At 49.9% G+C, this 12,835-nt stretch carries 11 protein-coding genes and 2 pseudogenes; 1 reads left to right on the forward strand and 12 read right to left on the reverse strand.

Going from position 1 to position 12,835, the window contains the following annotated elements; translation table 11 throughout:
- Positions 1-144 precede the first annotated feature (144 nt).
- The 10 genes and pseudogenes from ACZ41M_RS05455 to ACZ41M_RS05500 all read right to left on the reverse strand — a co-directional run.
- Positions 145-1,221 (reverse strand): IS481 family transposase, encoded by a 1,077-nt coding sequence (locus ACZ41M_RS05455; RefSeq protein WP_464729930.1) that lies wholly within the window; start codon positions 1,219-1,221, stop codon positions 145-147.
- A gap of 458 nt (positions 1,222-1,679) precedes the next feature.
- Positions 1,680-2,791: pseudogene (locus ACZ41M_RS05460) on the reverse strand (IS3 family transposase).
- Between the two features lie 103 nt (positions 2,792-2,894).
- Complete coding sequence (locus tag ACZ41M_RS05465) at positions 2,895-3,344, reverse strand: hypothetical protein (protein ID WP_464729929.1); 450 nt, start codon at positions 3,342-3,344, stop codon at positions 2,895-2,897.
- Positions 3,345-3,512: 168 nt separating this feature from the next.
- Complete coding sequence (gene era, locus ACZ41M_RS05470; protein ID WP_464729928.1) at positions 3,513-4,433, reverse strand: GTPase Era; 921 nt, start codon at positions 4,431-4,433, stop codon at positions 3,513-3,515.
- Between the two features lie 96 nt (positions 4,434-4,529).
- Positions 4,530-5,249: a ribonuclease III gene (rnc, locus tag ACZ41M_RS05475; RefSeq protein WP_464729927.1), complete on the reverse strand. Its 720-nt coding sequence runs from the start codon at positions 5,247-5,249 to the stop codon at positions 4,530-4,532.
- Positions 5,250-5,257: 8 nt separating this feature from the next.
- Positions 5,258-6,157, reverse strand: coding sequence for a signal peptidase I (lepB, locus tag ACZ41M_RS05480; protein ID WP_464729926.1), 900 nt, complete (start codon positions 6,155-6,157; stop codon positions 5,258-5,260).
- A 14-nt stretch (positions 6,158-6,171) separates the two neighbouring features.
- On the reverse strand, positions 6,172-7,974 hold the full coding sequence (lepA, locus tag ACZ41M_RS05485; protein WP_464729925.1) for a translation elongation factor 4: 1,803 nt from the start codon (positions 7,972-7,974) through the stop codon (positions 6,172-6,174).
- Between the two features lie 134 nt (positions 7,975-8,108).
- Positions 8,109-8,816: a 2OG-Fe dioxygenase family protein gene (locus tag ACZ41M_RS05490; RefSeq protein WP_464737484.1), complete on the reverse strand. Its 708-nt coding sequence runs from the start codon at positions 8,814-8,816 to the stop codon at positions 8,109-8,111.
- A 65-nt stretch (positions 8,817-8,881) separates the two neighbouring features.
- Positions 8,882-10,156: a cysteine desulfurase-like protein gene (locus ACZ41M_RS05495; protein ID WP_464732117.1), complete on the reverse strand. Its 1,275-nt coding sequence runs from the start codon at positions 10,154-10,156 to the stop codon at positions 8,882-8,884.
- A 17-nt stretch (positions 10,157-10,173) separates the two neighbouring features.
- A pseudogene (locus ACZ41M_RS05500) lies at positions 10,174-10,602 on the reverse strand (2OG-Fe dioxygenase family protein); the annotation flags it as partial.
- A gap of 64 nt (positions 10,603-10,666) precedes the next feature.
- Between ACZ41M_RS05500 and ACZ41M_RS05505 the strand changes: the two are divergent.
- A complete protein-coding gene (locus ACZ41M_RS05505; protein ID WP_464729991.1) occupies positions 10,667-11,338 on the forward strand; it encodes an IS1595 family transposase in 672 nt (223 codons plus the stop codon).
- Positions 11,339-11,349: 11 nt separating this feature from the next.
- Here ACZ41M_RS05505 and ACZ41M_RS05510 read toward each other — a convergent pair whose 3' ends face one another.
- Positions 11,350-11,583, reverse strand: coding sequence for a 2OG-Fe dioxygenase family protein (locus ACZ41M_RS05510; protein WP_464732116.1), 234 nt, complete (start codon positions 11,581-11,583; stop codon positions 11,350-11,352).
- Positions 11,584-11,643: 60 nt separating this feature from the next.
- Entirely contained in the window at positions 11,644-12,720 is a 1,077-nt protein-coding gene (locus ACZ41M_RS05515; protein WP_464729930.1) for an IS481 family transposase, read from the reverse strand.
- Positions 12,721-12,835 lie beyond the last annotated feature (115 nt).

Below are 12,835 nucleotides of genomic sequence, written 5' to 3' on the forward strand. Positions count from 1 at the left end.
GCGCGTCAAGAGAAGAAATCGGAAGGTCGTTGATAGGAGGAGGCATAAATGAAAAGGGTAAAAATACACAGCGCCAATACAGCGAGATCAAGCATCTCATTGCGCTTATGTGTAGTAGCCACGACTTGACCTGACAGACAGTTATTAGGCTGTCGCTAAAACTGACTCGGTTGTCTGAAATGTCCGATTCAGTTGTTTCTCGATAGCGATATGTTTGCTATCTAAAAAAGTTTGCATGGGTGTTTTACCAAAGCAATGCTTCCCTGAGTGGGTTCGTTGCTCGTTGTAATCCAGCACCCATGCGTCCAAGTCGACTTGTAACTCTTCCAAACTGTTGTATATTTTACGCCGAAATGCGGTGGCGTAGAATTCGTTTTGTATGGTTTTGTGGAAACGTTCACAAATGCCATTGGTTTGCGGATGCTTGACCTTGGTACGCGTGTGCTCAATGTCCTCTAAGTCCAAATATAACTGATACTCATGCGTTTCTCGGTTGCCACAGTATTCACTGCCTCGGTCTGTAAGGATGCGTAACAGCGGTATGTCGTGCGCCTCATAGAACGGTATCACACGGTCATTAAGCAAATCAGCCGAAGTAATGGCGTGTTTTTGTTGATACAGTTTGACAATCGCCAGCTTGCAGTAAGTGTCGATGTAGGTTTGTTGATAAATCCGCCCCACGCCTTTAATCGTGCCGACGTAATAGGTGTCTTGCGAACCCAAATAGCCTGGATGTTCGGTTTCGATTTCACCATGCGCTTGTTTCTCTTCGCGAGCACGTTCGAGTGCAAACAGTTGGTCTTCTGTGAGTATGATGCCGTCTTGTGCGATTTTGGCTGATAATGCTTTGAGTCGCTTCTGGAAGGTTTCTAAGTCATGGCGTAACCAAATGGAACGAACGCCACCACCTGAAACAAATACGCCAACTTTGCGTAATTCATTGCTCACTCGGTGCTGTCCATACGCGGGTTTGTCTATGGCGAAGTTGACCACCGCTTCTTCTATTGACGGGTCGATACGGTTCTTGAGTATCGGTTTACGGCGACTGATTTCTTGTAACGCCGCCTCACCTCCGCGCTCATACAAATCTCTAAACCGATAGTAACTGTCTCGACTAAATCCCATCGTCTTGCAGGCTTTTGAGACACTGCCCAAAGTTTGGGCTAAATTGAGCAAACCTAATTTATTTTTGATAATCTTGTGACTTGATTGAGTGTTCATTTCTGACTCCTTTGTTTCCTATATGATAAACAAAACGTCAGATTAAGTCTTAACTAATACAGCTTATGCTCAAGCGAAGATTGTACCGAAAAATACGCTATCCGTGCGACTGCACAATGCCAGTCACACCCACAAATAAAAAATGGTGGGCAAATTAATTTGCCCACCCTACACCCAAACTATCCCAATGCTTAATACGAAGCTCGTCCATCCGTCGCTGTAACGCCAACGAACGCTGTCGTTTCATCGGTCGGTTTGTTGTCTGAGCGTTTGCTTGCAAACGCGAGTTTCAAACCGACCCAATCTTAAGCGTTCATTGCTTTGCGTTACCGCGAACTTGATTTTTTTGACTACTTTTTTGATCAAGCAAAAAAGTAGTCGCCTCGCGGCGGAGAGCGCGACGGTAATACCCCCTAAAAGGGCGGCATCTAAAAGTAGAATCAACACAAGTCCTGCGTTTAGTGCAGGACGCGTGAGTTTGTTAAAGCCATCATACGCGTTTGCGCTGGAGTGAATCCACCGAGCGACATATGAGGACGGTTGTTATTGTAACACCACAGCCACTGTGTCGCCTCGATTTGAGCGTGTTCGAGTGACTCAAATAATGTCTGATTGAGCAATTCATAGCGCATGGTTCGGTTAAAGCGTTCAATGTAGGCGTTCTGCTGTGGGTTTCCAGGTTGGATGTAGAGCAGTTTAATGTCGTGCTTTTGCGCCCATTGTTGGTAGTGGTGGCTGATGAATTCAGGGCCGTTGTCCGAGCGTATCGCTTGAGGTTTACCACGCCATTCAATGAGTTGGTCGAGATAGCGCGTCAGCGTGGTTGCGGGGATTGAGAAGTTGATTTCTGCCAACAACCCTTCTCGGTTGTGGTCGTCAATGACGTTGCATGAGCGGATGCTGCGCCCATCCTCGAGGTTGTCGTGGGTGAAGTCGATTGACCACGTCACATCCATTGCGTCGGGCACTTCGAGTGGTTGCGGTGTTTCTCGGTCAAGGCGTTTGTTGGGAATCAGGCGCAAGTTGAGCCCGAGTTTGCAGTAAATGCGGTAGATGCGTTTGTGGTTGTATTTCCAGCCCAAGACGTTGCGGATGTGCAGGTAGCATAATCGAAAGCCCCATGTGTTTTGTCCTTTGGTGGTGGTCAACTCGATCAGTTTAGCGGCTATCATGGCGTTGGCTTGCGCGCGCGTTGGGATGTGGCGAAAGCGTTTTTCTGAGATACTCATGAGTTCGCAGGACGCACGGATGCTGATGTTTTTATCGTTGTGCAGTTGTTGCGCCATCTCTTTACGAGATGACGCGCTTACTTTTTTGCAAGGCACTCCTTGAGGATGTCGGTGTGCAGCTGGGATTCGGCATAGAGTTTTTTCAGGCGCGTGTTCTCGGCTTCTAAGGCTTTGAGGCGGCTCATGAGGTTTGCGTCCATGCCTGCGTATTTGCTGCGCCATTTGTAGAAGGTGGCACTGCTGATGCCATGCTCACGACACAGTGCGGGTACGGGTACGCCTGACTCGGCTTGTTTTAGAATGCTGGCGATTTGGCTGTCGCTGAATTTGGATACTTTCATGTAAAACTCCTTTGGGTTAGTTTAAAGGGTTCTACTTTTAGGTGCTGGCTTTTTTAGGGGGTATTACCCGACCAACAAAACCTCTCGATAACACCAAAATTTCCTACTCTACACTCGGGGGATTATGTTCCTTATAATGCTTCAATAAGTCTTCATTTCCTGAGAGTACCTCTAACATCATCTGCATCATGATTATGGGACCCGGAGTAATTTTGTCTACATCAATATCTTTTCCATCAAAATCAGGGTTGGTGGGAATCTCAAACTCCACTATCCACCACACTTCAATTTTTCTCAGCAGATCGAACAGCTTTTGAAAGTTATCTTCAATTTTAAAATTTATACCTTGTAAAACTAATTTAGGTAAATTATGAGCAAGAGAGTTTCTAAGCTTCTTAAGAGCTTCAAATGATTCGAGATCTATTTGATTAATGGCACCTCGAGTCCGCAACCAACTAAGTGATGCATACAAAACACTATTATTTAATGAAAGTACTTTTAATTTATATTCACTGCCAATTATCTCTCCATCTTCAATATTCCAACCAACCATATAAAACGAACGAATTCGATCAATAATTGATTCTTTCAGAATCTCATAGGCAGTAAGAGGGAGGCAGAAATTAGCCGCTCTTGCATTACTTTAGGAGAAAGAAACCGTTCCCATTGCGTATAGACGGGCTCTTTGTCCATTATCACATACCCAATAAGCTATTCAACTTCACTCATACCCCAAATTCCGCAAACTCGCCTCATTATCCGCCCAGCCCGAGCGCACTTTGACAAACACTTCGAGAAACACTTTGCAGCCGAACAGTTTTTCCATATCCTGCCGCGATTCGGAGGCGATGCGTTTCATGCGTTCGCCGTCTTTACCAATGATCATGGCTTTGTGCGCGTCGCGCTCAACCAAAACTGCGGCGGCGATGCGGTAGAGGTTTTTTTCCTCGGTAAATAGTTCGATGGTGACGGTGCAGCCATACGGCACTTCGTCCCCCGACAGGCGGAAGATTTTTTCACGGATGATTTCGGTCGCCAAAAAGCGGGTTGGACGATCGGTGATGTCGTCTTCATCGAAAAACGGCGGGTTTTCGGGCAGCAGTGGTTTGATTTCGTCCAGCAGCACTTGCGTTTGCACGCCTTTTTTCGCGCTCACGGGAATGATATGTTTGAAGTTGAAGCGCTCGGAGATTTTTTGTAAAAACGGTAGTAAATCGTTTTTCTTTTCAATTTGATCGACTTTGTTCACGACCAAAATCACGGGGGTGGCTTCGGGCAAAATTTTGAGAACAGCTTCATCCTGCGGCGTGAATTTCATTGCTTCGATCACCCAAACCACGGCATCGACTTCGCCAAGTGCCTGCGAGACGTTGCGGTTCAGCACGCGATTGAGCGCGCCGCCGTGCTTGGTCTGAAAGCCGGGCGTGTCGACGAAGATGTATTGGGTGTTGTCTTGCGTGAGTACGCCGTTGATGCGGTGACGCGTGGTTTGAGCTTTTTTCGAGGTGATGGAGACTTTTTGCCCGATCAATGCGTTCATCAGCGTAGACTTGCCCACGTTGGGGCGCCCAATGATGGCGACAAAGCCGGTGCGAAAGTCGTCGGGGAATTCGGTCATATCGTTTTGAATGTCTTCTGACATGGTTGTTTCCTAAAGAATTGGGGATGTTAGATGGTTCGTGCGCGTTCTGCGGCAGCACACCGAAAAGAATGGTTTATTTTAGCCGTTTTTAGCTGCTTATGAACGTTTCGCCGATTTTGTGCCAGTCGGTGTGCCATCGTTCAGTTGTGCCATCGCCAAGCTGGCGGCGTGCTGTTCGGCCAATCGGCGGGTGCTGCCTTCGCCTTGTGTGCGAATCTGCAATGCGGGGATTTCGCATGAGACGGTAAATAGTTGCTCATGCGCCGCACCGTCAATCGCGACAATCTCGTATTTGGGCGTGGGCAGTTTTTGCCCCTGCAAACGCTCTTGCAACTGGGTTTTGGCATCTTTACCCGCAGTATTGGGATCGAGTTCGCGCAAAATCGGCGTGAACAATCGGGTCACGACTGCCTGCGCGGTAGCAAAATCGGCGTCGCAAAAAATCGCACCGAAAATGGCTTCGACCGCATCGGCAAGGATGGAGGGACGCTCCAAGCCGCCGCTTTTGAGTTCGCCTTCACCGAGGAAAATATAGCGTTGTAATTGTAGCTCTTGCGCGATCATCACCAAGGTTTCTTGTCGCACCAGATGCGCGCGGATGCGTGAGAGTTCGCCCTCTTTGAGCTGGGCGAACTGGTGATACAGGCAGTAGGCAATGGTGCAGTTGAGCACGCCATCACCTAAAAACTCCAGCCGTTCGTTGTGCTCGGCCGCGTAGCTGCGGTGGGTCAAGGCCTGTTGCAGGAGTTTTTTTTGCTTGAAGCGATAGCCCAGTTGCTCTTGCAATCGGTCTATCGGTGAGGTGCTGGTTCTCATATTGTCTGTTATTGAATCGAGTGACCGATGCGCGACATATGACCAAAGTTCATCCAAACAAAGTAGGCTTTGCCAATGATGTTTTGCTCGGGTACAAAGCCCCAGTAGCGGCTGTCGGTGCTGTTGTCACGATTATCGCCCATCATGAAATACTGACCTTGCGGTACTTTGCATTCAATGCCGGTGTTGTTCGGCAGATAAGTACAGGCCGAAGTATTGCCCGCGAAGGGGAACTGTTTGAGTTCGTTCGCATTGATCACCGGCTGCTTTTCGATGGTCAAAATATCGTGCGTCACCGCGCCTTCTTCGGACGCCTTGGACAGGATCAGACTCAAAATCGGCTGATTGCTATTCGGATAGGTCGGGTATTCGGCTGCCGGAATGTCGCCGGCTTTCGGGGTCAAATGGTAGGTTTGACCGTTGACCGTCAAAACTTTGTTTTCATAACGAATCACGTCGCCCGGCTCACCCACCACGCGCTTGATGTAGCTTTGCGATTTGTCCGGTGGAAATTGAAACACGACAACTTCACCTTTTTTCGGGTGATTCATCGGCACCACCACGTCGTTGGTGATCGGCATGCGCAGGCCGTAGGTGTATTTATTGACCAAAATGAAGTCGCCCACGTACAGATTCGGCAACATCGAGCCGGACGGAATGCGAAACGGCTCGACCACGAACGAGCGCAGTACGAACACCAAGGCAATCACACCGAACAAACCCGCGGTGTATTCGAGCCACGCGGGGCGTGCCAAAGCGGCGCGGACTGCATCGTCATATCCACCCGTCGCTTGGGCGCGGATCGCATCGGCGGCTTCACGACGTTTCGGTGCGAAAATGAATTTATCGAGCAGCCAAAAAATACCCGTAACAATAAACAGTACCAACAATAATGTGCCAAACCACATATTTGATTTCTCCCTTAGTCATCCACTCGTAGAATTGCCAAGAATGCTTCCTGCGGCACCTCGACCGAGCCGACTTGTTTCATGCGTTTTTTACCGGCTTTTTGTTTCTCTAACAATTTTTTCTTACGCGTGATGTCGCCGCCGTAACATTTGGCCAACACGTTTTTACGCATGGCTTTGACGTTTTCACGCGCAATGATCTGCGCACCAATCGCGGCCTGAATCGCCACATCGTACATCTGACGCGGGATCAATTCGCGCATTTTCGCCGCGACCTGACGACCGCGTGAAGCGGCGTTTGAGCGGTGAACGATGATGGAGAGTGCATCGACTTTTTCGCTGTTGATCAGCATATCGACCTTGACCACGTCTGCCGGACGGTATTCTTTGAACTCGTAATCCATCGATGCGTAGCCGCGCGAGGTGGATTTGAGTTTGTCAAAAAAGTCCATCACCACTTCGGCCATCGGCATCTCGTAGGTCAATTTCACCTGACGACTGTGGTAAGTCATGTCAATCTGCACGCCGCGTTTTTGCGTACACAGTGTGATCACACTGCCAACGTATTCCTGCGGCATGAATAAATGCACAGTGACAATCGGCTCGCGAATCTCGTTGATTTTCGACGGGTCGGGCATTTTCGATGGGTTTTCCATCTGTACCATCGTACCATCGCGCATTTCCACCTCATATACCACCGACGGTGCGGTGGTAATCAGGTCCATGTCAAATTCGCGCTCCAAGCGCTCCTGCACGATTTCCATGTGCAATAAACCGAGGAAACCGCAGCGGAAACCGAAGCCCAAAGCCTGCGATACTTCCGGCTCGTATTGCAAGGATGCGTCGTTGAGTTTCAATTTTTCCAGCGAGTCGCGCAAGGCGTCGTACTCGGACGATTCCACAGGGAACAAGCCTGCAAACACCTGCGGCTGAATTTCCTTAAAGCCGGGCAACGGTTTGTCCGCCGCCGGTTTGGCCTGCGAATTCACATGCGTGATGGTGTCACCCACTTTCGCAGCGGACAACTCTTTCAGGCCGGTAATGATGAAGCCCACTTGTCCGGCGGACAACTGCGGCAGATTTTTCGATTTCGGCGTGAAAACACCCAAATGCTCAACGCCGTGCTGCGCACCGGTCGCCATCATTTGAATTTTGTCTTTCGCTTTGAGCGTGCCATTGACCACGCGCACCAGCATGACTACGCCAACGTAGTTATCAAACCAGGAGTCAATAATCAAACACTGCAACGGCGCATTCGGATCGCCCTTCGGCGGCGGCACGCGCTCGATCAGGCGCTCCAACACCTCGTCCACGCCCAAGCCCGTTTTCGCCGAACACAACACCGCATCCTGCGCCTCAATGCCGATCACATCCTCAATCTCGGCAATCGCATTGGCTGGCTCGGCTGCGGGCAAGTCGATTTTATTCAGCACCGGCACAACCTCGACACCCAGCTCAATCGCGGTGTAGCAGTTCGCCACTGTTTGCGCTTCCACACCTTGCGACGCGTCCACCACCAACAGCGCGCCTTCGCACGCAGACAGCGAGCGCGACACTTCATACGAGAAGTCAACGTGTCCTGGGGTGTCAATCAGATTCAGATTGTAAATTTCACCATTTTTCGCTTTGTATTCGAGTGCGGCGGTTTGCGCCTTGATCGTAATCCCGCGCTCACGTTCAATATCCATCGAGTCCAGCACCTGCGATTCCATCTCGCGCTCGGACAAACCACCACACATGTGAATGATGCGGTCGGCCAAGGTCGATTTACCGTGGTCAATGTGGGCGATGATTGAGAAATTACGTATATTTTTCATGTAAATAACTTAAATAAATCCGATTCGAACCGCTCTCAAGACATAGCGGTGACAAAGTTTAATTAAAACGCGTTATTTTACTTGAAAGCGCAAGTTTTCGGGTGGCTTTCGGGCTTTTGCCCTCGAGCACGCACTCAGGACTCCAGTTCATCATCACCCAAAAAACCATCCCGTCGGAAGGTCAACACCAAAGTGTCTCGATGACCATGCTCATCGACCGGCTGAATCGGCGTGGACTCATGGATCACTTTTGCATCGTCCATCCACAGCAACGACCACGGCTCGGTCAAGGTAAACCGCTGCCCCTTTGGCCCGTCCGCCTCAAATACGCGGGTTTCAGCGCCCTTAATCCCAACGCGATCGAGCAAAAATACCATGACGAAATCAACCCCATCGCGGTGCGCGCCCTCAGGCGTTGGACGACCAATGCCGTCCGTGGTATCAATGCGAAACTGATGCGCCTCAATGTACCATTGATCCGCCCCCTCGCCAACTGGCGCAACCTCCGAGCACATCTGCGCCGCGCTCTGAATCAAACGTTGCCATGCCGGATGCGCAACCACGCCCTGCTCCATCGGCTCGAACCAACGCCGCATACCGCCGTGCAAAGCGTTGTACTCCACCGGCTGATAATGCGCGCGATGTTCGGTTTGCGACACTGCGCCATCACGCACGACAAAGCACGAATGCCGCCGCAAGCGATAACGTCCGCCGTCTTTGAGGTATTCATCGCGACACAGACGATCCCACGCAGGCGTGAGCGCGGCGAGCGCCTCCATAGGCACATCCACCGCCGCGCACACATCGGCCGCCCCCATCACCACCATCCCTTGCGCACGCATGGTTACAACACATTGATCAACAGGGATAACAGGTGGGGCAATCAGTAGGGACATGATGAAAATATTCAGGGTTGGGATAAAAACACATCGAGCAATTCAAAAAACCGTTCGATTTCGGATCGCGTATTGTAGTGCAAAAAGCCCAAACGATTCACGCCTCCTTGCTCCATCAACCCCAAAAGCGTGACCAAACCCTGCGCATAAAAATGCCCATCGCCGACGCACACATCGTATTGACCACAAAACTCACTGAATGCGCGCGGCGAACGCCCCGCAATCTGAAAAGCAAACGTCGGCGTGCGCCCCTGCACTTCGCGCCGTCCATACAAAGTAATCTGCGGATAAGCCGCCAGACGCTCCAAGAAATACGCCGACAAATCCTGCTCGTGCTGATGCATCCAAGCAAAACTGGCAACCAGCCGCTCGCGCAGCGTGGCCGTCGCAGCTGCATGCCCGGCCAATCCGACCATCGCAGCCATATCTGCCAAATATTCGACCGTTGCGCTCAACGCAGCCAAACCCTCAAAGCTCTGCGTGCCCTGCTCCCACTGATGCGGATTCACGCACGCGGCCGGCTCCACCTTATACGGCTGTAAACGCTCCAAATGCTCGGTTTTTGCGTACAAAGCCGCCACATGCGGCCCCGTGAATTTATACGCAGAAATCGCCAAAAAGTCGCAATCCAACGCCTGAACATCCACCAAATGATGCGGCGCGTAATGCACCGCATCCACGAAAGTCAATGCACCCACGCTTTTGGCCAAGGCAACCACGCGCGCCACATCCACAATCTGACCGCTGACATTCGAGGCATGAGTCACCGCGATCAATCGCGTACGCGCATTGAGCAAACGCGCCAAATGCGCATAATCCAAATCCAAGGTTTCGGGATCCAGGCGCACCTGATGCACCGTCACACCGCGATCCTGCGCGGCTCGCTGCCACGAGGACACATTGGAATAATGATCCAGCGCACTGACAATAATTTCATCGCCCGCCTGCCACGTTTGACTCAGCGCCCGCGAAAAACCAAACATCAAATTGGTCGCAGTCGGACCAAAGACGATATTCTCAGCCTGCGCATTAAGTAAAGCCGCCACCGACTCGCGTGCCTGCTGCATCACCGCGACGGTTTGCTGACTGGAAAAATACGGCGCGCCCAAATTCGCGTTATAGCGGGACAAATAGCCCGTCATCGCATCCAGCATCCGTTGCGTCACCTGCGCCCCACCGGGCGCATCAAAAAAAACCGGCGTGCGTCCGGAAGGGGCTATTTGTGACAAAGCAGGCAGCAGCGCACGCACGCGCGCTACCTGCGTCAAACTATCGTGAACGATCATAAAACTCCCTTATTCCGTTATTCCGGCTGACGTGCGGTCACAACGAACAAATCATAATTACCCGGGCGATCCGCGCGCGTGGCATGAATGTCGTTGGCATCGTGCCAAAACAGCGCGTCATTGAGCACAATGTACTCACCCTCTTGGAAACGGCGCTCGATAAAAGCCGGACTGTCTTTGGCCTGATGCACGCGGATTTCGCCGCCATTGAGGTCTTCATAATTGATCATGAACATCCCAATGCGATTAAAGCCATCCTGATGCACGCCCTCCGGTGCGACCTCGGCCATGCCGTTGGGTTGTGCAAAAATACGCAGTTGATGAATTTCGATTTCCACGCCCTCGGCCAGCTTCGCCTGCGCACAAAAGTGCGCCATCATTTCCTGAAAACCGGTACTGGCGCAGCATGCGTCCTCCATATCCTCGTACTCACGCACCACGCCGCCTTGAAAATGATTAGGGTCTTAGGAAGCAAACGCATTAAAATAAGCGCTAAGCTCTTGAGACCAAATGAAAAACAAGTACTTCAACCATTCAAAAATTAGCGAAGCAAAGTTTCGTCAGATTTTAAGGTATTTTGCTCTAGATTTAACAGCAACCGAATGTGCCGCATTAAGCGGTATATCCGTCCGTTCAATCAACAGCATATACCTCAAGATTCGTCGTCGCTTGGCGATTGTTTGCCAGCAAGCCTCACCGCTTAAAGGCGAATTAGAAGCCGACGAATCTTACTTTGGTCCGCATCGAGTACGTGGTAAACGCGGACGAGGAGCTTCAGGTAAAACCATCGTGTTTGGCTTACTCAAACGCGATGGAAACATCTACACTGAGATTGTGCCGAATGCTTCAAAAGCCAGTCTGCAAGCCATTATCCGCGGAAAAGCAGATATTAATAGTATCATTCACACCGATGGCTGGCGTGGTTATGATGGCTTGGTGGACATCGGCTTTGATAAACACTTTCGGGTCAATCACGGTGCAGATGAGTTTGTGAATGGTTCTAATCATGTAAATGGGATAGAATCATTCTGGAGTTATGCCAAACGTCGTTTGATGCAGTTTAACGGCGTTCCGAAAAACACTTTTTTACTACACTTGAAGGAAACTGAATTTAGGTTTAATCACCGTAAGACTGATTTATATAAAGTCATTCTTAAGTTACTTCGTGATCAACCTTTGTAGCATTCTGCTTCCTAAGACCCATGATTAATATCCTCCGACTGCGCAAAAGCTCGCTTGGGTAAGCGACGCACGCTGCCGTTTTCATAGACAAACGCACTGAAACGACGTTTGCGAAAGCCGCCGTCTTGATACGAATTTTCGGGAAGATTGTTGAAAAATGGCGCCAGATCAGCCAGCGCTGGCGCGGATAAAGCGCCCATGGACAAATAAAATGGATTGTGTGTTGGTGCATTCACATGCAACATGGTTGTCTCCTTCACTTGTGGTAAAGTGTAGTAGCCACGACTTGACCTGACAGACAGTTATTAGGCTGTCGCTAAAACTGACTCGGTTGTCTGAAATGTCCGATTCAGTTGTTTCTCGATAGCGATATGTTTGCTATCTAAAAAAGTTTGCATGGGTGTTTTACCAAAGCAATGCTTCCCTGAGTGGGTTCGTTGCTCGTTGTAATCCAGCACCCATGCGTCCAAGTCGACTTGTAACTCTTCCAAACTGTTGTATATTTTACGCCGAAATGCGGTGGCGTAGAATTCGTTTTGTATGGTTTTGTGGAAACGTTCACAAATGCCATTGGTTTGCGGATGCTTGACCTTGGTACGCGTGTGCTCAATGTCCTCTAAGTCCAAATATAACTGATACTCATGCGTTTCTCGGTTGCCACAGTATTCACTGCCTCGGTCTGTAAGGATGCGTAACAGCGGTATGTCGTGCGCCTCATAGAACGGTATCACACGGTCATTAAGCAAATCAGCCGAAGTAATGGCGTGTTTTTGTTGATACAGTTTGACAATCGCCAGCTTGCAGTAAGTGTCGATGTAGGTTTGTTGATAAATCCGCCCCACGCCTTTAATCGTGCCGACGTAATAGGTGTCTTGCGAACCCAAATAGCCTGGATGTTCGGTTTCGATTTCACCATGCGCTTGTTTCTCTTCGCGAGCACGTTCGAGTGCAAACAGTTGGTCTTCTGTGAGTATGATGCCGTCTTGTGCGATTTTGGCTGATAATGCTTTGAGTCGCTTCTGGAAGGTTTCTAAGTCATGGCGTAACCAAATGGAACGAACGCCACCACCTGAAACAAATACGCCAACTTTGCGTAATTCATTGCTCACTCGGTGCTGTCCATACGCGGGTTTGTCTATGGCGAAGTTGACCACCGCTTCTTCTATTGACGGGTCGATACGGTTCTTGAGTATCGGTTTACGGCGACTGATTTCTTGTAACGCCGCCTCACCTCCGCGCTCATACAAATCTCTAAACCGATAGTAACTGTCTCGACTAAATCCCATCGTCTTGCAGGCTTTTGAGACACTGCCCAAAGTTTGGGCTAAATTGAGCAAACCTAATTTATTTTTGATAATCTTGTGACTTGATTGAGTGTTCATTTCTGACTCCTTTGTTTCCTATATGATAAACAAAACGTCAGATTAAGTCTTAACTAATACAGGTAAAGACTGTCAAGTACTTTTCGGATAGAAAAGCCTTCACTTCGTTTTGATC

This window comes from Puribacter membranae (assembly GCF_055380425.1).